Source organism: Prauserella oleivorans, from assembly GCF_042685745.1.
Lineage (GTDB): Bacteria > Actinomycetota > Actinomycetes > Mycobacteriales > Pseudonocardiaceae > Prauserella_A > Prauserella_A oleivorans.
Genome location: NZ_JBHUNT010000001.1, coordinates 3,745,551 through 3,766,794, shown reverse-complemented (window position 1 = coordinate 3,766,794; position 21,244 = coordinate 3,745,551). Strand labels below are relative to the sequence as shown.

Annotated in this window: 22 protein-coding genes; 10 read left to right on the top strand and 12 right to left on the bottom strand. The window is 71.9% G+C overall.

Annotated elements, in window-relative coordinates:
* Nucleotides 1-13: 13 nt before the first annotated feature.
* Nucleotides 14-634: an L-threonylcarbamoyladenylate synthase gene (locus ACFSZT_RS18465; RefSeq protein ID WP_377390703.1), complete on the bottom strand. Its 621-nt coding sequence runs from the start codon at nt 632-634 to the stop codon at nt 14-16.
* 237 nt (nt 635-871) lie between these two features.
* Here ACFSZT_RS18465 and ACFSZT_RS18460 point away from each other — a divergent pair, with 237 nt between their 5' ends.
* The 3 genes from ACFSZT_RS18460 (at nt 872) to ACFSZT_RS18450 (ending at nt 4,982) form a co-directional block, all read left to right on the top strand.
* Nucleotides 872-3,196, top strand: a complete 2,325-nt coding sequence (locus ACFSZT_RS18460) for a molybdopterin cofactor-binding domain-containing protein (protein ID WP_377390701.1) — start codon at nt 872-874, stop codon at nt 3,194-3,196.
* A gap of 10 nt (nt 3,197-3,206) precedes the next feature.
* Nucleotides 3,207-3,683, top strand: coding sequence for a (2Fe-2S)-binding protein (locus ACFSZT_RS18455; RefSeq protein WP_377390699.1), 477 nt, complete (start codon nt 3,207-3,209; stop codon nt 3,681-3,683).
* Between the two features lie 111 nt (nt 3,684-3,794).
* Entirely contained in the window at nt 3,795-4,982 is a 1,188-nt protein-coding gene (locus ACFSZT_RS18450) for a PucR family transcriptional regulator (protein ID WP_377391554.1), read from the top strand.
* A gap of 12 nt (nt 4,983-4,994) precedes the next feature.
* On the opposite strand, the gene ACFSZT_RS18445 is transcribed toward ACFSZT_RS18450, so the two are convergent.
* Nucleotides 4,995-5,318, bottom strand: a complete 324-nt coding sequence (locus ACFSZT_RS18445) for an STAS domain-containing protein (protein WP_377390697.1) — start codon at nt 5,316-5,318, stop codon at nt 4,995-4,997.
* 143 nt (nt 5,319-5,461) lie between these two features.
* Here ACFSZT_RS18445 and ACFSZT_RS18440 point away from each other — a divergent pair, with 143 nt between their 5' ends.
* The gene (locus ACFSZT_RS18440) at nt 5,462-6,256 is read left to right on the top strand and encodes a class I SAM-dependent DNA methyltransferase (RefSeq protein WP_377390695.1); all 795 of its coding nucleotides are present in this window, start codon (nt 5,462-5,464) and stop codon (nt 6,254-6,256) included.
* Nucleotides 6,257-6,309: 53 nt separating this feature from the next.
* Nucleotides 6,310-6,726 (top strand): CBS domain-containing protein, encoded by a 417-nt coding sequence (locus ACFSZT_RS18435; RefSeq protein ID WP_377390693.1) that lies wholly within the window; start codon nt 6,310-6,312, stop codon nt 6,724-6,726.
* A 238-nt stretch (nt 6,727-6,964) separates the two neighbouring features.
* Here the strand turns inward: ACFSZT_RS18435 and ACFSZT_RS18430 are convergent, their stop codons facing one another.
* A complete protein-coding gene (locus ACFSZT_RS18430; RefSeq protein ID WP_377390691.1) occupies nt 6,965-7,894 on the bottom strand; it encodes an AEC family transporter in 930 nt (309 codons plus the stop codon).
* A gap of 223 nt (nt 7,895-8,117) precedes the next feature.
* Here ACFSZT_RS18430 and ACFSZT_RS18425 point away from each other — a divergent pair, with 223 nt between their 5' ends.
* Both ACFSZT_RS18425 and ACFSZT_RS18420 read left to right on the top strand, forming a co-directional pair.
* The gene (locus tag ACFSZT_RS18425) at nt 8,118-8,891 is read left to right on the top strand and encodes an SDR family oxidoreductase (protein WP_377390689.1); all 774 of its coding nucleotides are present in this window, start codon (nt 8,118-8,120) and stop codon (nt 8,889-8,891) included.
* Between the two features lie 312 nt (nt 8,892-9,203).
* Nucleotides 9,204-9,443 carry a hypothetical protein gene (locus ACFSZT_RS18420; RefSeq protein ID WP_377390687.1) on the top strand — a complete coding sequence of 80 codons (240 nt, stop codon included), beginning with the start codon at nt 9,204-9,206 and terminating at the stop codon, nt 9,441-9,443.
* A 433-nt stretch (nt 9,444-9,876) separates the two neighbouring features.
* On the opposite strand, the gene ACFSZT_RS18415 is transcribed toward ACFSZT_RS18420, so the two are convergent.
* The 8 genes from ACFSZT_RS18415 to ACFSZT_RS18380 form a co-directional block, all read right to left on the bottom strand.
* Complete coding sequence (locus ACFSZT_RS18415; RefSeq protein WP_377390685.1) at nt 9,877-10,080, bottom strand: hypothetical protein; 204 nt, start codon at nt 10,078-10,080, stop codon at nt 9,877-9,879.
* Between the two features lie 86 nt (nt 10,081-10,166).
* Entirely contained in the window at nt 10,167-10,523 is a 357-nt protein-coding gene (locus ACFSZT_RS18410) for a hypothetical protein (RefSeq protein WP_377390683.1), read from the bottom strand.
* A 111-nt stretch (nt 10,524-10,634) separates the two neighbouring features.
* Nucleotides 10,635-11,234: an Rv1733c family protein gene (locus tag ACFSZT_RS18405; protein ID WP_377390681.1), complete on the bottom strand. Its 600-nt coding sequence runs from the start codon at nt 11,232-11,234 to the stop codon at nt 10,635-10,637.
* 96 nt (nt 11,235-11,330) lie between these two features.
* Nucleotides 11,331-12,215: a universal stress protein gene (locus ACFSZT_RS18400; protein ID WP_377390679.1), complete on the bottom strand. Its 885-nt coding sequence runs from the start codon at nt 12,213-12,215 to the stop codon at nt 11,331-11,333.
* Nucleotides 12,216-12,248: 33 nt separating this feature from the next.
* Complete coding sequence (locus tag ACFSZT_RS18395; RefSeq protein ID WP_377390677.1) at nt 12,249-12,806, bottom strand: hemerythrin domain-containing protein; 558 nt, start codon at nt 12,804-12,806, stop codon at nt 12,249-12,251.
* A gap of 88 nt (nt 12,807-12,894) precedes the next feature.
* Nucleotides 12,895-13,854 (bottom strand): Acg family FMN-binding oxidoreductase, encoded by a 960-nt coding sequence (locus tag ACFSZT_RS18390; RefSeq protein WP_377390675.1) that lies wholly within the window; start codon nt 13,852-13,854, stop codon nt 12,895-12,897.
* Between the two features lie 146 nt (nt 13,855-14,000).
* Nucleotides 14,001-14,609: a CBS domain-containing protein gene (locus ACFSZT_RS18385; RefSeq protein ID WP_377390673.1), complete on the bottom strand. Its 609-nt coding sequence runs from the start codon at nt 14,607-14,609 to the stop codon at nt 14,001-14,003.
* A gap of 3 nt (nt 14,610-14,612) precedes the next feature.
* Entirely contained in the window at nt 14,613-15,503 is an 891-nt protein-coding gene (locus tag ACFSZT_RS18380; RefSeq protein WP_377390671.1) for a universal stress protein, read from the bottom strand.
* 281 nt (nt 15,504-15,784) lie between these two features.
* Between ACFSZT_RS18380 and ACFSZT_RS18375 the strand changes: the two genes are divergently transcribed.
* The 3 genes from ACFSZT_RS18375 to ACFSZT_RS18365 all read left to right on the top strand — a co-directional run bounded on the left by ACFSZT_RS18375 (nt 15,785) and on the right by ACFSZT_RS18365 (nt 19,686).
* Entirely contained in the window at nt 15,785-18,109 is a 2,325-nt protein-coding gene (locus ACFSZT_RS18375) for a molybdopterin-dependent oxidoreductase (RefSeq protein ID WP_377390669.1), read from the top strand.
* A gap of 149 nt (nt 18,110-18,258) precedes the next feature.
* Nucleotides 18,259-18,792: a YceI family protein gene (locus ACFSZT_RS18370; protein ID WP_377390667.1), complete on the top strand. Its 534-nt coding sequence runs from the start codon at nt 18,259-18,261 to the stop codon at nt 18,790-18,792.
* Nucleotides 18,793-18,870: 78 nt separating this feature from the next.
* On the top strand, nt 18,871-19,686 hold the full coding sequence (locus ACFSZT_RS18365) for a hydrolase (RefSeq protein WP_377390665.1): 816 nt from the start codon (nt 18,871-18,873) through the stop codon (nt 19,684-19,686).
* A gap of 157 nt (nt 19,687-19,843) precedes the next feature.
* Here the strand turns inward: ACFSZT_RS18365 and ACFSZT_RS18360 are convergent, their stop codons facing one another.
* Complete coding sequence (locus ACFSZT_RS18360; RefSeq protein ID WP_377390663.1) at nt 19,844-21,169, bottom strand: NAD(P)/FAD-dependent oxidoreductase; 1,326 nt, start codon at nt 21,167-21,169, stop codon at nt 19,844-19,846.
* Nucleotides 21,170-21,244: the final 75 nt, after the last annotated feature.

The window sequence follows — 21,244 nt, the reverse complement described above, 5'->3', positions numbered from 1 at the left end:
CGGGACCAACGCGTTAGGCGAACCGGTCGGGGTCTCCCGCACCGACCCGCACGATCTCGGGCTCGTCCCCGGAGAAGTCGACCACGGTCGTGGGTTCGGTACCGCAGTCACCGGAGTCGATCACGGCGTCGAGGGCGTTGTCGAGCCGTTCCTTGATCTCCCAGCCCTGGGTCAGCGGCTCCTCCTCGTCCGGCAGCAGCAGCGTGCTCGACAGCAACGGCTCCCCGAGCTCGGCGAGCAGGGCCTGGGCGACGGTGTGGTCGGGGATCCGCACCCCCACGGTCTTCTTCTTGGGGTGCAGGAGCCTGCGCGGTACCTCCTTCGTCGCCGGGAGGATGAACGTGTAGCTGCCCGGGGTCGCGGATTTCACGGCGCGGAAGACGGTGTTGCTGATGTGCACGAACTGGCCCAGCTGCGCGAAATCCTGGCACACGAGCGTGAAGTGGTGCCGGTCGTCGAGCTTGCGGATCGCGCGGATCCGGTCGATGCCCTCGCGGTTGCCAAGCCTGCTGCCGAGCGCGAAGCACGAGTCGGTCGGGTAGGCGACGAGCCCGCCGGAGCGGACGACGTCCACCACCTTGGCGATCGAGCGTGGTTGCGGGTTCTTCGGGTGGACGTCGTAGTACTTCGCCATGGGCGTCAGCTTAAGGCCCCGGCGCCCCCGGCGCGCCGCCCGCGACTCGGTCGCGCGGGTCCGAACGGACGCTCATCGTAGGCCGATCGGGTGTGTCCCCGTCACAGCCGAGGGGTGCCCCCGTTGTCATCTCGTCACAGATCTGACCGGACACGACCACGCTGCGTTGACCCCGCCGTGTCGCACTCCCTAGCGTGACGGCGCTCAGTGGCGAGTTGGCTTTCGGAAGGACTGTCGATGGCAGATCAACGGCGATCGCCCGGCCCCGACAACGGGCCCCGGCGGGTCGAACGCCGCCGTTTCCTCGGGTACCTGCTGGCCGCGCCGACGCTCGCCGTCGCCGCCCGGATCGGCGGTGACCTCGCCGATCCCGGGACGGCCGACGCCGCGATACCGGCCGTGCCCGCCCCCGCGGACATCGTCGACCTCGGCGACGCGCTCACCCTCGCGGCCGCGCCCACGTCCGGGCTCATCGCGGTGCAGGTGAACCGCGACGGCACCGTCTCCTTCGCCCTGCCGCGGGCCGAGGTCGGGCAGGGCATCACCACCACGATCGCGATGCTCATCGCCGAGGAGATGGACCTGCCGCTGAGCAAGGTGCACGTCAGCCTCGCCGACGCCCGCCCCGAACTACTGTTCAACCAGCTCACCGGCGCCTCCAACTCGGTCCGCTCGCTCTACACACCCGTGCGCACCGCGGCGGCGATCGCCCGCGCCCGGCTGGTCGAGACCGCGGCGCGCCGGTGGAACGTCGACGCGGCATCGCTGCGGGTGGCCGACGGCGTCATCCGCTCGCGCACCGGGCGGAGCGCGACGTTCGGCTCGCTGGCCGAGGCCGCGGCGAGCACGCGCACCGAAGAGGTGAGCGCCACCCTCAAGGACGCCTCCGACTTCACGGTGGTGGGCACACCCCAGACGCGCATCGACGCCTACGAGGCCGTGACCGGCGCCAAGCAGTTCACCATGGACCTGCAGATACCGGGCGCGAAGCCGACCATGGTGTGCCGGCCGCCGACGATCAACGGCACCGTGCGTCACGTGCGCAACATGAGCGCGGTCAAGGCCATGCCGGGCATCACCGACGTCGTCGTCATCTCCACCGGCGTCGCGGTGCGCGGCGAGACGTTCGGCCAGTGCATCGACGCCGTCCGTGCGCTGGAGGTCGACTGGGGCCCGGGCACGGTGGACGACGAGTCCGACGACACGGTGCTGGAGAAGCTGAAGGCCGCGACGCTGCCGATGGCCGTACCGCCGGCGCTGACCAAGACGATCGACGCCGAGTTCGTGTTCGCCTTCGCGAGCAACAGCGCGCTGGAGACCAACTGTGCCATCGCCGACGTCCGGCCGGACCGGGCGGAGATCTGGGCGGGGCTGAAGTCCCCGATCGTGGCGCAGGAGGAGATCGCCGCCCGGCTGGGACTGCCGATTCCGGCGGTGAAGGTCCACGTGGTGACCGGTGGCGGGTCGTTCGGCCGCAAGCTGTTCGGCGACGCCGCGATCGAGGCCGCCGAGATCTCACAGAAGATCGGCAAGCCGGTGAAGCTGATGTGGCACCGCGCCGACGACTCCCGGCACGGGCGCACCCACCCCATGTCGCTCTCGCGGGTGCGCGTCAACTACGCGCTCGGCAACGTCGTCAGCTACGAGCAGCGGCACACGAGCGTCAAGACCGACTTCGGGCACGGCCTCGGCGAGATCCTCACCTCGGTGGCGTCCCGCCTGCCGGTCGGTGACGTCGGTTTCTCGCAGACGGTGTTCCTGCTCTCGCACGGGATGCCCTACAACTTCGGAGTCACCACCCAGCTGCTCAACGAGGTGCCGCTGAAGTTCCACACGGCGAGCATGCGCAACGTCTACTCGCCGAACACGGTGTGCGCGCGCGAGCTCGTGATCGACCAGCTCGCCGCGGCGATGAACCGGGACCCGCTGGAGTTCCGCCGGTCGTTCTTCACGCAGGACCGGTTCCGGGCGGTCCTCGACGCGGTCGCCGAGGCCGGCGAGTGGGGCCGCGAGCTGCCGGAGGGCATGGCGCAGGGCGTCGCGTTCCACTACGAGTACAAGAGCGCCAGCGCGGTGCTCGTCGAGATCGACTGCAGGCCCGAGACGGTCAACCGCCCGATCCGCAACGGCGTCACCGGACCGCGGGTGACCAAGGCGGTGATGGCGGTCGACGTCGGCCTGCCGATCAACCCGCGCGGCCTCGAAGCGCAGATGCAGGGCTGCATCAACGACGGCATCGCCCTCGCGCTCACCTCCAGCCTGCACATCGACAAGGGCCTGCCACTGGAGGCCAGCTGGGACAACTACTTCTACACCCGGCAGTGGAACACCCCGCCCGAGGTGAAGATCATCGTGCTGCCGGAGACGACCGGGGAACCCGGCGGTGCGGGCGAACTCGGCGTCGCGAGCTCGCTGGCCGCCGTCGCGTGCGCCTACGGGCGCGCGACCGGCACCATGCCGACCCACTTCCCCATCAACCACGGCACGCTGAGCTTCGACCCGAAGCCCCGCGTACCGCCGGTGCCGCAGTCGCCCGTCGACGGCCTGAGCCACACCTTCTGAGGAGATCCCCGTGCCCCGACACACCTTCACCGTCAACGGCAGGCAAGTGACCGTCGACACCGAGGACGACGTGCGGCTGCTGTGGGTGCTGCGCGACCTGCTCGGTATTACCGGCCCCAAGTACGGCTGCGGCATCAACGTCTGCAAGGCCTGTACGTCGCACATCAACGGCAAGGCGTTCAACCCCTGCGCCGTACCCGTGTCCGAGATCGGCCCGGACGACGAGATCACCACCATCGAGGGACTCGCCGACCCGGAGACCGGGGAACTGCACCCGATGCAGAAGGCCTGGCTCGAGCACGACGTCGCCCAGTGCGGCTACTGCCAGCCGGGCCAGATCATGGCGGCCATCGCGAAGGTGCGGCAGGCCCGCGCCGAGGGCCACGAGATCGGCGACGCCGACCTGGACGAGATCCGCAACATCTGCCGCTGCGGGACCTACACCCGCATCCGGGAGGCCGTGTACAGCGCCGCCGCCGAGATGTGAGCGGCCGGCCCGGTGCCCCGTGACCCGCCGTGGTCACGGGGCACTCTCCTGTCCTGGGGCGGATCGTGTTAGATGTCCACGCCATCCCTCGTCGAGGAGGACGGACGTCGCATGCGATACACGGGCGCCCACCCTGCCGTTGCGGAGCTGGCCACCGCCGCCCACGAGCGCATTCCGGAGATGGCCACGACCACCTTCGAACAGATCCTCGAGGAGATGCCCGTCTACCGGGACCAGCAGTTCGTGCGGCATCCCGATCTGCTCTCCTCGTGCCGTGACAACCTGCGTTTCCTGCTCCAGGCCTTGAGCCGGGACGGCGCACCGGACCTGTCGAAGGCTCGCTCCACCGGACGGGAACGCGCACTGCTCGGCGCGCCGCTGCCCGAGTTGCTGCGGGCCTACCGGATCGGGTTCACGCAGGTGTGGCGGTGCTTCGTCGACCTGACCTCCCACCAGGCCGGGCACGACGTCGCCGCCCTGGTAGCCGCCACCACGGCGATCTGGGACCTCATGGACGACTACATCGAGGCCCTCACGAACAGCTACCGCGAGACGATGGCCGAGATCACGCGGACCCGGCAGAACCGCCGTTCGGCGCTCGTGGAGGCGTTGTTCGAGGGCGGCACGGCCACCGAGGGCACGCTGTGGGACATCGCGCGCATGCTGGACCTCTCGCTGGACGGCACGTTCGTCGTCGTGGCCGCGGAGACACCCGGGCTCGGTCAGGAGCCACTGCCGCTCATCGAGGACAGGCTGCGCGACCGGCACCACGCCTCCGCGTGGCGGCTGACGCCCGAACTGCAGGTCGGCGTCGTGTCGCTCCGGGAACCGGTGGCCGAGCCGGTGCTCGACCTGCTCCGGGACGATCCGGCCGGGCGGGTCGGGGTCAGCCCGCCGTACCGGGGGCTGGGTGGGACAGCACGGGCGCTGCACCTCGCGCGGCTCGCGTTGTCGAGCCTGCCGCCGGGTGCGCGAGCGGTCGCCCAGTTCCACGAGTCACCCTTGGCCGGTCTCGTGGCGAGTGATCCGGAGGCGTCGGCCCAGCTGGCCCGCCAGGTGCTGCGGCCGGTGCTGGAGCTGCCCGAGGACGAGCGCCGGGTGCTGCTGTCGACGTTGCGCACGTGGTTCGACTCGGGTGGTTCCACGAGGCTCACCGCGCAGCGCCTGTTCTGCCATCCGAACACGGTGCGGCACCGCCTGCGCCGGGTCACCGGCGAGCTGGACCGCTCTCTCAGCGACCCCGCCGACATCGCGGAACTGGGCACCGCATTGCGGGCCCTCGACATGTTCGGCGGGTGAGACGGTGCCGGCTCACGTGCCGTCGCGGATGTCGAGCATCTGGTCGAGGCCGGTGACCTCGAAACCACGCCGGACGCTGCGGTTGCCGACGAGCACGCGCAACGGCGTTCCCTGTTCGGCGCAGCGTTCGTGAGTGCGCACCAGCGAGCTGAGTCCGGAGGACGCCAGGAACGTGATGCCCGTGAGGTCGGCGACGACGGACATCGGCGGGGTCACCTTGTCGCACGCGGCATCGAGGGCCGAGTCGAGCTGCCCGACCGTACCGAGGTCGATCTCGCCCTTCGCCCGCACGATGAAGGCATCCTCAAACCGCTCCGTCGTGATCAGCAGTTCCATGCGCTCTCCGTCGTGTTCCGTGACCAGGGTGCTCACTTTTACCACGCCCGGGCCCCGGTGGCCGTACCTGAGCCCGCCGACCGGCGCCGACGTGACCCGAACGACGCCACAAGGACCGCACGCCGGCCTGGCAGGCTGCTGCTGTGGCCGATCTCGCGTTCGCCGATCCCGCACTCGCGGCGTGGTACGACGACCTCAATCCCTGGGGCCCTGATGATGACTTCTACCTGAGACTGGTGCTCGGCGCACGGTCGGTGCTCGACGTGGGTTGCGGGACGGGGCGGCTGCTGCACCGCGCACGCGAGGCCGGCCACACCGGTCGGCTCGTAGGGCTCGATCCGGCCCGGGGAATGCTCGCCCAGGCCCGCAGGCGGGACGACATCGAGTGGGTGCTCGGCGAGCTTGCGTCGACGTCCTGGCACGACGAGTTCGACCTCGCCGTGATGACCGGCCACGCGTTTCAGGCGCTGGTGAGCGACGCCGACATCCACGGCACGCTTGCCGGGGTACGGCGCGTGCTGACGCCCCACGGCCGGTTCGCCTTCGAGACCCGCAACCCACTGGTCCGGCCGTGGCTGCGCTGGACGCGGGACCGCACGGTTGCGGCCGCGGGCGGTGAACTGCGCGTGGAGCAGCGCGTCGACGCACCGTTCAACGGTCGCACGGTCGGGTTGACCGAGACGTTCACCTCGCCGGGGTGGCCGCAGCCGCGGGTCAGCCGCAGCACGCTGCGGTTCCTCGACCGGTCTGCGGTGTGCGATGCGCTCGGGTCGGCGGGTCTTACCGTCGAGGAGCAGTTCGGCGACTGGGACGCCAGTCCGGTGACAGCGCAGAGCCCGGAAATCATCACCATCGCACGCCCGGCACGCGGCACCTGCGGGCGACGGAGCCGCACGTACACAGTGGACGAGCGTGAACCGTCTGGTTTGCGAGCCTGATCACGGGGTAGCCAGGTTCCGCTGGGACGTCTTGTGGCGAAAGTGAGGTCGAGATGACCAAGGCACGCGACATCATGACGCCGGACCCGACGTGTGTGCAGTCGACCGAGACCGTCCTCGACGCGGCGCGCCGGATGGCGGAGCTCGCGGTCGGCGCCCTGCCGATCTGCGGCGAGGACAACCGGCTCAAGGGCATGCTCACCGACCGCGACATCGTCATCAAGGTGCTCGCGGAGGGCAAGGACCCGCGTGCGGTTCGTGCCGGGGAGCTGTCCCAGGGCGAGGCCGTGACGATCGGCGCCGACGACGACGCGCAGGAGATCATGCGCACCATGACCGAGCACAAGGTGCGCCGGCTTCCGGTGATCGACGGACACGACCTCGTCGGCATCGTCGCGCAGGCCGACGTCGCCCGGGCGCTGGACGACCCCGAGGTCGGCGACCTCCTGCAGGCCCTGTCCGTCGACTGACTCCGCCGGGCCCCGCAGGGATCGCTCCGGCTCTCGACGGCTGCCGTGCGACGGTGTGGCGGCGTGCGGCTCGCGCCTGACCGCACCGCGGCCAGGCGCGGGCGGCGGCGCCGCGCAGGGATTGGGCACGGCGGCTTCTCGGGAGTGAGCGCCGCACGCGCGGGTCCCCACGCGGTCGTGAGGAGTTCGCCACCCGCGCGGCCACGGCATCCGGGCGAGCCGCCCACCGGCAGCACCGTCACGCGAGCAGCGCGACCACCCCGAACATCACGGGCAGGGCGACGATGGTGGTGGTGAGCGCCGCGTCGCGGCCGAGTTGCACACCCTGATCGAACCGCACGGCGTATCCGAAGACGTTCTGCGCCGTGGGCAACGACGCACACACCACGGCCGCCAGCAGCGCGTGCTCGGTCAGACCCAGCAGATGTCCCGCGGCGAGAGCCAGCAACGGGTGCACGACGTTCTTGATCGTCACCACGGACACCAGTGACGGCAGTGTGGCGCGGTCCCGGCCCGGCCAGGTCGAGGCGTGCAGAGAGATGCCGAACGCGAGCAGCATCGCCGGCACCGCGAGATCGGCCAGCAGCTCGACCGGCGCGAGCACCGGCTCGGGTGGCAGGAAACCCGTGGCCGAACAGACGATGCCGAGGGCACTCGCGATGGCCAGCGGGTTGCGCAGTGGCGCCGAGAAGGCCCGCAGCCACGGCGGCCGCCCGCCGTTCGCACGTTCGGAGACGACGTCGAGCACCGACGTGAAGACCGGCGTGAGGACGGCGAGCTGGAACAACAGCACCGGGGCGACCTCGGCGGCGTCACCCAGCACGTAGGTCGCGATCGGGATGCCGAGATTGCCCGCGTTGACGTAGCCACTGGCCATCGACCCCACCGCGGTCTCGCCGGCCGGCCGCCTCCGCAGGATCCCCACCGGCAGATAGAGCGCACACGCCAGAGTGCTGGTGACCGCCGTGACGATGAGCGCCGAGGAGAACACGGCGCCGACATCGGCGTGCGCGAGGGTGACGAACAGCAACGCGGGGCTGGCCACGAAGAAGGCCGTCCGCGACAGCACCTGCATGGCCGAGGCGCCCAGCACACCAGCCCGGCCCACCGCGTAGCCCACGGCGACCACGATTCCGATGACAAGGAACCCCTCGACCACCCCGCTCATGCGACCGTCACATCCGGTCACAGTAAAGCTGTGACGAGCATCAAACCGCGCCGGGTCGGCCGCCACGGTACACATCGGATCGATCGGTGTTCGACTTGGTCTTGACCATGCATTGACTCCGGCGCGCGGGATGCGCTCTACTGCACGCGACCGAGGAGAGCAGGCAGCGTGGCCGCCCGGATCCACCACCGCGCGCGACGGCCGTGACGACGAGGAGGACACCGTGGCGCCGACGGTTGTGACCGGAGCCGCTTCCGGCATCGGAGCCGCGACCTGTGCCGCGTTGCGGGAGCAGGGTCGTGAGCCGCTGACCGTCGACCTGCACGACGCCGACATCAACGCGGACCTCGGCACCCCGGAGGGCAGGCAGCACGCGGTCGATGCGGTGCTCGCGCGGTCCGGAGGTGTCCTCGACGGACTGGCGCTGTGCGCGGGCCTCGGGCCGCACGTGCCCGACCCGGCGCGCATCGTCTCGGTCAACTACTTCGGCACGGTCGCCGTGCTCGACGGGCTGCTGCCCGCACTGCGGGAGGGCGAGCAACCCGCGGCGGTCGTGGTGTCGTCCGTGTCGTCGACACACGTCGCGTGGGACACCAACCCGATCGCCACCGCGGTCGAGTCCGGTGACGAACCGGCCGCCCGCGCAGCCGTCGCGGCCGGCGGCGAGTACCGCGGACAGCTCGCGTACGCCGCGTCGAAGAACGCGCTCACCGTGGCGACCCGTCGGCGAGTCGCCGAGTGGGGAGCGGCCGGCGTCCGCCTCAACACCGTCGCGCCGGGCTCGGTGGACACTCCCCTGCTGCGGGCCGGAATGGACGATCCCCGCTACGGGCAGGCCATCCGGGAGTTTGTCGCGCCCGTGGCCCGGCACGGCACACCCGCCGAAATCGCGGCGGCCATCCTGTACCTGCTGGGCGGGAACGCCGGCTTCGTCCACGGTGCCCAACTGGTCGTCGACGGCGGCGTCGACGCGCTGTTCCGGCCGACGACGTTCTGAACGCCCCGGACGTCACCCACCCGACGGCACCGCCACCCGGCGCACCGGCCACGGGTGGTTGGGAGTGGACCACCGTCGAACACCAGTGCCGCAGTTCGTGTGACAGAGGTTACGAACGCCAGGCATCGGGTGTAACTTCTGCACTTGGACAAGGCGAAGAAGAGCGTCATCGACTCCGTGGACACGCGTCGTCCTGCCGCGTGTCACGTGCCGGGGTGCGCGCTGCAGGGGGCTGCGCGACGCGCGTACCGCACGGCGCCACGGAACCGGACCACCGACAGGCCCGGGTGATGGCGCACGAAGGGAGTCGTCATGACCAAAGGTGCCGGCGAGATCCTTGTCGGAGACCGCGTCACCTACTTCACCAGCTCTCCTTCCTCCGGTGGCCTGTGCAGGCACGGCAAGGTCGTCGCACCACCGATCGCCGACCCCTACACCGCGATCCTGTGGGTGCCCACGCGCCCGGACGGCGCTGCGGACGACACCGAGCCCACGTGGGTTCGCCACGACCGCGTCGTCGACATCATCCCGGCTCGCGAGCGCCGGGGCTGACCGTCCGCCAGGTACGTCCGGGGAGCCGCATAGGACGGCTGCACCGACGCGGTAACCCGTGCGGAGCGGTTCGGCCCTGCCTGCCTCCCCGGCCAGGATCCGTCGTGCCGGTCCGTGGCACGGCCGCGGTGAGGTCCTGACGCCATGTCCGTCGTCAGGCAGCTCCCGCTGAAGCCGGGCGGGTCGGTCGACGGTGGCAGGTGCCGATGACCACCACCCTGCCTCGCCGGGCCGGGTTCCCATCCGCTGCGCGAGGCGCGTGCCGTGGGAAGCGGGTGAGTGCCCCCAATCGCGTCGGGGCCACGGTGGATCTGGTCTCCGCACCGTCCATCTGCACCACTCTCGCCACGAGACCTCGCCCCGCCACCCGGGTGGCCGGGACACGATACGCCGGCCCTGCGGCCCGCGGAGTCCTCTGTGTACGCGGGCGCCGTCAGGTCCGGGAGCCGGTGCTGAGCGGAGGTTCCCGTGTCCGCGAGGCGTGGCTCGCGGGAATCGCGATGAGGACGACCCCTCCTGCCGGGAACAGCAGGCCCACGGCGATCAGTCCACCCGCGACCCACGGCAGAGCGCGCACGTCGACCCCTCTGCTGCCGCCGGCGTTCATCGCCACGACCGTCCAGTGCCCCGCACACATCCGGCATCGCCACCGTCGGCGTGCTGAAAAGCAGGTGGAATGGACCACCCAGAAACCTCTTCCGAGGCAGGAAATCCCTGCCACAATCACCACTGTGGACGGTTCGGGATAGGTCGTCGCGACCATCCGCAACCGTCTGCTCCACCATTACGCAGGTCACGGGTCGCCGCCTCGTCGCGGGCAATCCCCACGAACACCTCACCCCCGCGTGTCTCCAGGCGAACCCGGACCTCGCCGAGGATTCTGGTCAGCAACGCCAGATCAGCAGGCGTACCGGCCCGCTCGACCGGCCGGGCGGACAGCGCACAGGTGCCGGTGCTCACGTCGTCGAAGCGCGAGAGGAACCCGGCGTCACGCTCGGCGCGGCCGGCCCAGAGCCGGCGGGACAGCTCCGGATCGAGCCGCGCGCTCGCGCGGACGGGATAGCGCTGGGCGGTCGTCACGACGACCGCCGACCTCTCGGTGTCGACGCGGTGTCGCCTCGACGATGCGCTCCCGGGCTGCGCACGGACAGGTGCGAAAGTCCCGGCGCCGGTAGCGGCCGGCCACCCCGTCTACGAGCCGCTGGGCTCCCGGTCGATGCGCGCCCACTCGCGATCCCACGCACGCAACCGGCGTGTGTCGAGCACCCGGCGAGCCAGCCCGTACCCGGCCGCGCACGGCAGTACCACGGCGAACCACGACATCGCTGCGATGGCGATGCCCTCCCAGCGGGCCCAGCCCGCCGTGCGGGGCTCCACGGTCTGGCCGCCGCTCTCGTTCAGCCAGATCCGGACCGTGCTGCCCGTGCTGTAGCCGGGCTCGGTCGTGATCATTCCCGTGCGCACGCTGCCGTCCGGTGCCGGCCACTCGGCACGCACGCGCGCAGTGCGTTCGAGCACCGCGCCGTACGACGAGCCGACAGACGGTTCGGCGTCCGCGAGCAGGGTCGCCGTCACCTGGTGCCGGGAGTGCGTCTCCTGCCGAACGGTCTCGACGGCGCGCGCATATCCGTCGGACCCGGCCGACACCGCGACCGGCAGTGCGAGGAGGGGCGCGATGAGGGCGAAGGCCAGCAGCCAGCCCTCCACGCGGTCCGCCCTCCGCGCCATGGGGTTACGCCCCACCCGGATGCGCCGCCACAGCCGCGCCAGGTACGTCGCCGACTCCGGCATCCTCAGCGTCCTCCCGTCCCCTGTGCCTCCAGCATCCGCCGGACGGCAGGCCGGGCCGAAGGGTCCTTGGTCCCGTGTCGCCGGGCCGAACGATCGTCAGTCGGCGCGCTCCCGGTACCGGACGACCATCACCGGGCACTGGGCGTGGTGGATCAACGCCTGGCTGGTCGATCCCAGCAGCATCCCGCGGAACCCGCCCCGGCCGCGGCTGCCGACCACGACAAGTTGGGCCCGCGCCGACCACTCCAGCAACTGGTGCCTCGGCCGGTCCGCCACGACGACCCGTTCGACGTGGACGTCCGGGTACTGCTCCTGCCTGCCCGCCAGCCCCTCCGAGAGGATCCGCTGCTCGTCCGGCTCCGCCGCGGCCGGCGCCGGGTCGTACTCGACGTCCAGCCCCGCATGCACCGCCACCAGCGGAACCTCCCGCAGCGACGCCTCCCGGAACGCCACACCGACCGCGTCCCGGCTCACCCCGCTGCCGTCGACACCGACGACCACCGGCCCCTCGACAGGCACCGCACCACCGTCGGCCCGGCCGCGGACGACCACCACCGGGCACCGGGCATGGGCCACCACGGAGACGGCCGTCGAGCCGACCAGCATGCCCGCGAAGCCGCCTCGGCCGGAGGTCCCCAGCACCACCACGCTCGCGTACTGCGACTCGTGCACCAACAGCGGGATCGCGGGCTGGGTCGGCATATCCGTCTCGACGGTCAACCCGGGTTCGAGGCCTCGGGCGCGCTCACCCGCGGCGGAGAGCAGGCGCCTGCCGTCCTCCTCGAGCGCGGCGTAGACCTCGGTGCTGACGGGCAGGTCGCCGCCGTAGAAGCCGTGGGTGTAGGAAAACCCATGCACGATCCGCAAAGGCAGGTTGCGGCGCGCCGCCAGAGCGGCCGCCCAGCACACCGCCTCCGTGGCCGAGGGCGAGCCGTCGACGCCCACGACGACCGGCCCGTTGCGGAACTCCTCCTCGCTCATGTGCCCTCCTCGCTGTCCGCGGACGGGGATGTCTCAGCGGCCGAGGACGCTGCGCAGCGCGTCGCGCGCGCGGTCCAGGACGGCCATCGGCGGACCGAGCAGCAGGTTGGCCCTCGCGCTCTCGACGCCGGGGTGCGGCCGCGTCGGTGCGATCGCCTCGGCGGCACGCACGGTCGAGGCCATCGCGTGCAGCCGCTGCGCGTCGAAGCCCCTGCGCAGCAACGGGAACTCCTCGCGTTCCTCGTGCTCGGCGTGGGCGATCACGTCCTGCCGCAGCTGGGTCAGGAGGGTGTCGAAGCCTTCGTCATCGGGGTCGAGACCGTCCAGTGTGGAGAGCAGTTCCTTGGCCCGGTGCTCCTCGCCGAGCCGGGCCTCGACGAGGGTCTCGCCGTCGGGCAGGTCCCGGACGTTGGGGTGCACGATCTCCTCCTCGGCGGTCTCGTGCACGGCGAGCAGCCGCACGAGCCGGCGGAAGAGGTCCTTGCGCTCGGGTCCGCCGGTCGTCTCCAGGCGCTGGAACAGCTCGCGGATCTCGGCGTGCTGCCGGGTCAGCAGGGCGATGACGTCCTCGTCGGAACGCTCGTGGGTCATGGCGTCTCCCTCGCCGGTGCGGACGGGCGGGTGCTGTGGTTGACGGCTTCCCCCGGTGCGCCTGTTTACACCTGTGCCGGGGCGCGGCTCACCCGGTGACGTCCTCGACGGGACGCCGTGGCGTGGCCGCGCCCGGATAGCCGTAGCCGATCCGCAGCGCCGTCTGCGGGTGGCCCCGGCCCGCGAGCAGCGCGGCGACTTCCCGGCGGACGGGGTCGACCTCGATCGGCTGCGCCAGGAACGACGCGCTCAGCCCGGCGACCGTGGCCGCCAGTAGGACACGTTCCATCGCGAGCCCGGCAAGCAACCAGTGCCTGCGCGTGTCGCCCGCGGTGGTGAGCACGCCGACGAGCGGGTCCCGTTCGAACTCGCGCTCCCGCCCGGCCGCGGGTCCGCCATAGTCGCGCAACGCCAGCAGCGCGCTGCTGGGCGGACGCGGGCCACCCGCCGAGGCGGGGACTCCGTCGGACCGGTCGCCGGGATGCGTCCACTCGCCCAGCTCGGCACGGAACGCGGCGTCCTCGCTCTGGACGTGGTCGGCCTGGCGCAGCAGCGCGGCGAAGGCGTCGAGTTCTGAGGTGGACAGCAGCACCAGCCGCGCCCCCTCATGGTCCGCCGCCGCGGTCAGCGCATGCCGAGCGGGCGCGGGAACCGGGCGGTCGAGAAACGGCCTCCGATTGGTGTGCCGGCGCGCGACGGCGCCGGCGAGCCGGGTCTGCTCGGGCGTGGGCCGGTGTGTTCCGCCGATGCGGACGACGCCCGCGAGCCGCGGCCGGGTGCGGTCCGGCAGCACCTCCACGGTGGCCGCGTGCCCGGCCGCTTCGAGCGCGATCCGCATGTTGAGCAGGGCCGCACCGCAGGCGAGAGCGGCTTCCCGGCCGCCGGGGTCGGCGACGCGCAGCAGCCGGGACTCGTCGAGGAACACCTCGATCCCGTCCGGTCCGGCATGGAACTCCCAGGGCTGTGTGTTGTGCGGCGACGGCGCGCGTACCGCCGCCCGCACGGCCAGTTCGACGACGTCGGCGCCGACGCCCACGTCACCGGTCATCGCTTTCACCCGGGCGGGCACCCGTGTCGTTCACGCGCATCCGGACCTCCGCTCGTCTGCCCCTTCAGCCTGGTCGCGCCGGTGCGTTGCCGCCAGCGGCAGCGGTCCCGGGCTGCCGAGGACGAAGGTCCCGGCAGCGATCGCCGTCAGGCCTCGTCCCCGGCCCGGTGCACCGCCTCGGCCCGCACGACGCCGGGGACCGATTCGGCGAGCAGCGTCGCCACGTGACGGTCCTCCGGGCTGTCCCGGGTGTCGCCGATGGTGACGACACCGTCGGCGACGTCGACCTCCCAGCGGTCGGGTCCGCCGTAGACCGTGAGCCTGCGCCGGATCTCCCGGGCGATCGACTCGTCGTCCCGCGAGAGCGCACGGACCACGTCGCTCCGGGTGACGATTCCGACCAGCCGACCCGAGTCCACAACGGGCACGGTGCGGTGGTGGCGCTCGATCATCGTGGCGACCAGCTGCCCCAGCTCGGCGTTGCCCGGTGTGGTCACCGCGGGGCTGGACATGACCGCGCCGACCGTCGACTGTGGAACGTTCCCGTGGTCGGCTCGGGTGGCGGTGCGGACGTCGCGCGGAACGCGGTCCCGCACGACGTCGGCCTCGCTGACGATCCCGACGAGCCGGTCGTCCTCGTCGGTCACCGGCAACGCGGTGAACCCGTGGTCGGCCAGCAGCGCCAGCGCCCGCGTGACCGGGGTGTCGGGTCCCACGGTGACCACCGGGCTCGTCATGACGTCACGGGCCCGCATCGGTCACGCCTCCGCGTCCTCCGCCCGAGTGACCACCACGGGGCACGGCGAGTGGATCACCAGTGCCTGGCTGGTGGACCCGAGCAACATGCCCTGGAACCCTCCGCGGCCGCGGCTGCCGACGACCACGAGCTGCGCCCGTTCGGCGTATTCGAGCAGTGTCCGCACCGGCCGGCCACGCGCGACCACCGGCTCCACGGTCACGTCGGGATACTTGCTCTGCCACTCGGACAACGCCTCGTCGAGCACCGTCCGGGCATTCCTGGCGAGCTCGTCGGGGTCGACCGCCAACGGGTACACGCCCAGGCCCGCGTCGGCGGTGACGTCGTTCCAGACGTGCACGGCGACCAGTGGGGTCTTCCGGACCGACGCGGCGTCGAACGCGAGGGCGAGCGCGGCCGCGCCCGGCTCCGAGCCGTCGACGCCGACCACGACGGGGCCCTCGGTGGGTACGGGATCGGCCGGGCGCCGCCCGCGCACCACGGCGACCGGCGAGTGGCCGTGGGCGGCGAGACTGACGGCCACCGAGCCGACCAGCATGCCGGTGAATCCGCCGAGGCCGCGTGACCCGAGTACGACGCTGCGGGCGGTCCGGGACTCGGCGGTCAGCACGGCGGCCGGCTGGCCCTCGATCAGATCGGTCTCGACCTCCAGGCCGGACACGCTCTCCAGTACGGCGTCCCTGGCCTCGTCGAGCCACTCCCGGCCCTGCTGCTGCATGCCCTCACGCAGTTGCGGCAGCCGGGCCACGAACGTCGGATACCCGCCCGCGGGCACCACGTACGCGTGCACCAGCCGGAGTGTGTCCTGCCGTCTCGCGGCCTCCCGGGCCGCCCACACGGCCGCGTTCTTCGCCGATGCCGACCCGTCGATCCCTGCGACGATCTTCCCCATTGAGCTCCGCTCCCTCGCCCGGTCTCTCGTTGTCCTGATTCCCCAGGTTGCCGCCCCGAAAACGACAGCGTACGCGCGGTAGCGGCATGGCACAGGGGATCGGATGACCTCGCCGGGTCCGCGGCACGGGGCACGAACGGGCCGACGGGCTGTGCCGGGTAAAGGCGGAGCGGGAGCCTCGCAGCCCGCCGTGGCGGTCGCCTTCCTCGCGGCGACGGGACGCCCCGGCGGCGTGGCCGGCCACGGCGCGCCGGCTCCTCCCGCAGGTAGGGTCTGGCAGCGTGACCGACGCCGACCGGACCACCACGCGCACCACCACGACCCTGCACTGGGGCCGCTACGAGGTCACCGCGCGGGACGGGGAAGTGATCGCCCTCGAGCCCCTCGCCGGGGACCCCGACCACTCCCCCATCGGGCCCGGGATGCCGCGCGTGAACCACGCGCCGTACCGGATCAGGCAGCCCATGGTGCGCGCGGGCTGGCTGCGGAACGGACCCCGGCGCGACGCGGGTGGGCGGGGCCGCGAACCGTTCGTCGCCGTGAGCTGGGAACGCGCCCTCGAACTCGCCGCGGGCGAGCTGCGCCGGGTGGTGGCCGACCACGGCAACTCCGCGATCTACGGCGGGTCGTACGGCTGGGGCAGCGCGGGCCGGTTCCACCACCCGCAGAGTCAGATCCACCGGTTCCTGGCGATGCTCGGCGGCTACACCGCCTCGGTCAACAGCTACAGCCAGGCCGCGATGGAGGTCGTGCTGCCGCACGTCATCGGCGGCGGACCGGACAGCCTGCAGGAACGCGGTCCGGCGTGGCCGCAGATCGCCGAGCACGGCGAGCTGGTGATCTCCTTCGGCGGGCTGGCGACCAAGAACGCCCAGGTCGTACCGGGCGGGGTCGGCCGGCACACCCAACGCCGATGGCAGCGGGAGGCCGTCGCGGCCGGCGTGCGGTTCGTCAACGTCTCACCGGTGCGCGACGACACCGACCCGGAACTCGGTGCCCGGTGGATCCCGCTGCGGCCCGGCACCGACACGGCGCTCATGCTGGCGCTGGCCCACGTGCTCGTGACGGAAGACCGCCACGACGAGGACTTCGTGACCCGCTGCTGCACCGGCTTCGACCGATTCCGCGACTACCTGCTGGGCGGGCCGGACGGTCAGCCGAAGGACCCGGCCTGGGCGGAAGGGATCACCGAAGTGCCCGCGGCGACCATTCGCGAACTGGCCCGCGACATCGCCGGACATCGCACGGTGGTGAACCTGAGCTGGTCGATCCAGCGGCAGGACCACGGTGAGCAGCCCTACTGGGCCGGGATCGCGCTGGCGGCGCTGTCCGGATCGTTCGGGCTGCCCGGCGGCGGGCCCATGTCCGGGCTGGGCATCTCCGAACTCGGCACCCGCGGGCACTGGCGGGTGGCCGCGTTGCCGCAGCCGCCCAACGAGGTCCCCGACGTCATCCCCGTCGCCCGTATCGCTGATCTGCTGCTCCACCCGGGCGCGACCATCGACTACGACGGCCGTCGCCTCACCTTCCCCGACATTCGGCTCGTGTACTGGGCCGGCGGCAACCCGTTCCACCACCATCAGGACCTCAACCGGCTCGTGCGGGCGTGGCAGCGGCCCGAGACGGTCATCGTGCACGATTCGTGGTGGAACCCGCTGTCCCGGCACGCCGACATCGTCTTCCCGGTCGCGACCGCGCTCGAACGCGACGACCTCGCCCTCGGCCGCGCCGACGTCACGCTGTCCGCCCTGTACCGGGCGGTGCCGCCGCCGCGGGACGTGCGGACCGACTACGGCGTGTTCAGCGCGCTCGCCGAGCGGCTCGGGTTCGGCGACCGGTTCACCGAGGGCCGGTCGGAAGAGGACTGGGTACGCGAGCTCTACGACCGCACGCGGGCGCGGCTCCGCGAGTCCGGTGTGGACATTCCCGGTTTCGAGACCTTCTGGCGGGAGGGCAGCGTCGAGCTGCCGCCCCGTCCGATGAACCCCGACGGCGGCGCGTTCGATCTGTTGCGCGCCGATCCGGAACGGCATCCGCTCGCCACACCGTCCGGGAAGGTCGAGCTGTTCAGCAGCACGGTCCACGGCTTCGGCTACCCCGACTGCCCCGGCCTGCCGACGTGGCTGGAACCGGCCGAGTGGCTCGGCTCCCCGCTGGCCGGCCGGTTCCCGCTGCACCTCGTGTCCAACCAACCGAGGACCCGGCTGCACTCGCAGTACGACGGCGGCGACTACAGCCAGGCCGCGAAGATCGCCGGCCGGGAGCCACTGCTGATGCACCCTCGCGACGCCCACGCCCGCGGAGTCCGTGACGGCGACGTCGTGCGGGTGTTCAACGACCGCGGCGCCTGCCTGGCGGGCGTGCGGCTGAGTGAGTCGGTCCGGCCCGGCGTGGTCGTGCTGGCCACCGGCGCCTGGTACGACCCCGCGCCCGACGGACTGGATCGCCACGGCAACCCGAACGTACTCACGCGCGACGCGGGCACGTCGCGGCTGGCGCAGGGACCGAGCTCCGGCACGACGCTCGTCGAGGTGGTCCCCGAGGAGGGCGAGCCTCCGCGTGTGCAGGCGTTCGACCCACCCGAGGTGATCCCGGAAGCGCGGTAGCGACCACGGGCGGTGACATGATGGACACGGCCGACGGGAGCCGATAACGTCACCGGCCGCGGCGCCATCGAGGCCGGCTGTCCGCCGGCGCGGGCCGTTCTGCCGCGACCGTGAGCCCAGCCGCGTCCGTCGCGGCGGGAAGGACACCGATGAGCGACGCGGTTCCCGAGGCGGAGTCCCTCGACGTTCCCGCCCCCGGCACCTACACCCTCGACCCGGAACGGACCCGCATCCGCTTCACGACCCTGCACATGTTCGGCCTCGGCCGGGTGCGCGGCACGTTCGCCCTGCGGAACGGGCGGGTCGAGGTCACCGAACCGGTGGAGCGGTCCACCAGCACGGCCACGATCTCGGCGGCCGACATCGACACCGGCAACAGCATGCGCGATCGCACCGTCCGCTCGGCCCAGTACCTCGACACCGATCGTCATCCGGACATCACCTACGCCTCCACCGGCGTCGAGGTGACCGACGGCGAGGCGGTGCTGCGCGGCACGCTGACCGTGTGCGGCCGGGAGGTGCCGGTCGACGTCCGGGTGTACCGGGCGCGCGCCGACGACGTCGAGGTGCGGTTCTCCGCGACGACCGAGGTCGACCGCTACGACTTCGGGATCACCGCCATGAAGGGCATGACCGGGCGTCACCTCACGTTCGACCTCGACGTGGTTGCCACGCGCGCATGACGGCGGCGTGCCGGATGGCGCCGGCCGCGTGGCCTCGCCGGTAGATTGACGGCTACCTACCAGCCCGAGGAGGGTGCCGTGCCCGTGTGGATCTGCCGCACCTGCGCCGTCGAGCATGCCGAGAAGGCCGACGTCTGCGCGATCTGCTCCGATGAACGCCAATGGGTGCCGGCCACGGGGCAGGCGTGGACCACGCTCGACGAGCTGGCCGGCGCCGGGTACCGCACCGAGGTCGCTGAGCTCGAGCCCGACCTGTTCGGCGTGACGAGCTCCCCCGGCGTGGGCATCGGCCAGCACGCGAAGCTGGTCCGCACCCCGTACGGGAACCTCCTGTGGGACCCGATCGGTTTCGTCGACGACGCCGGTGCCGCCCGGGTCCGGGACCTGGGGCCGGTGCTCGCGGTCGCGGCAAGTCACCCGCACATGTTCGGCGTCCAGGTGGAGTGGAGCCGCGCGCTCGGCGACGTCCCCGTGCTGGTCGCCGAGGCCGACGCGGACTGGATCGCGCGGCCCGACCCGGTGATCCAGCCGTGGTCCGGCCGTGTCGAGCTCGCGCCCGGGCTGACGCTCGTGCAGCTCGGCGGGCATTTCCCGGGCAGCGCAGTCGCGCACTGGGCGGCAGGTGCGGGCGGCCGGGGCGTGCTGCTCAGCAGCGACACCATCTTCGTCAACCCGGACCGCGCGTCGGTGAGCTTCATGCGGAGCTTCCCCAACCGCATCCCGTTGTCGGGTGCGGTGGTGGAGCGGATCGCCGGCGCCGTCGACCAGCTGGCGTTCGACCGGCTGTACGGCAACTTCGACCTGAGCATCGACACCGACGCCCGATCGGTCGTCCGCCGGTCCGCCGAGCGGCACGTGAAATGGTGCCGCGGCGACTACGACCACCTGACCTGACCCCAGCGCGCGGCGGGGGCCGTGTGTGGCCGGGAGCCATCGCGCCGACGGCAGACACCGTGACCCGGACCGCGCGCACGACGACACGGATCGCAGACACGGCGACACAGACGGCGGACACGGTGACGGTGCGTCTGCTCTGGACGTCCTGGTGACCTCACGGGGACGCCCCTCCGTGCGGGGTCCGCTCGTCGCTCCAGTCGATGGCGTAGGCATCGGGACGGTCGACGATGATCTGGGGCCGGCGCCGCGTGCCGTAGTCCCACGCCCAGTTCCACAGCGCGTGCAGCTTCTCCCACAGACCCGACAGCAGCACCATGTGCACGGCCAGCCACGCCAGGAACGCCACCGGCCCGGCGATGTGGCGATGCCTGCTGCCGAGTTCGGCGATCGCCGCACCACGCCCGATCATCGCCATGATGCCCTTGTCGCGGTACACGAACGGAGTCCGCTGCCCTCCGCCCAGGTCCGCGACGATGTTCTGGGCCGCCCACGCCCCGGATTGCTGGGCCACCGACCCGAGCTGGGGCAGCTTGGTGCCCTTCGCGTCGACGATGTTGGCCGAGTCGCCCAGCACGTAGACGCCTTCGAACCCGGGCACGGTGAGGTCCGGGTTCACGTCGATCCGGCCGCCTTTGCCCTGCGGCAGACCCGTGCCCGAGAGCACACCGCGCGCCTTGAGCCCGCCTGCCCACACCACGGTGCGTGACGGGATGAAGCTGCCGTCCTGCAGCACCACCCCGTCCTTGCGGACCTCGGTGACGCTCTGTCCCAGCCTCAGCTCCACGCCGTACTCGCGCAGCTTCTCCGCGGCATAGGCCCGGGACTTCTCGTTGAAGGGCATGAGCACGTCGGGCAGCATGTCGACGAGGTAGACCCGGCCCGCGCGCGCGAGGTCGTCGGGCAGGTAGGTCGGCACGACCTCGCGCATGCTCTCCGCCACCGCGCCCGCGGTCTCGACGCCGGTCGCTCCGCCCCCGACGATCACCACGTTGAGCGCTCCCCGCTCGACGTAGCGACGGTCACGGTCGGCGGCGTCCAGTGCCCCGAGGAACCGGGAGCGCAGCCGTGCGGCGTCGTCGACGGAATAGAGCGGGAACGAGTTGTCCTGCGCACCCGGCACGTTGAAGAAGTTGACCTCCGCGCCGGCGGCGATCACGAGGATGCGGCCGCGGTAGGTGACGCCGTCCGAGGTGGTCACGGTGCGCGCTACCGGGTCGATGGAGGCCACCTCGCCGGTCTTGACGGTCACGGCGCGCTCCTTGCGGAAGATCGCCCGCAACGGCCGCGCGACGTCCCGCATCCCGAGTTGGGCGGTGGCCACCTGGTAGATGAGCGGCTGGAACTGGTGGTAGTTGTTCCGGTCGATCAGCAGGACCTCGATGCCTCGGGCCGCGAGCTTCCTCGCCGCCGTGAGGCCGCCCAGCCCGGCACCCACGATCAGGACCTGGTGCGGGGTCTCGCTATCCGGTGAGACTGCCATCCCTCGCCCTTCCGCCGACTGCGGTCGCCGACCCCGAGGCTACCGCAGCGTGAGGGCGCTCACAGTGCGACGACA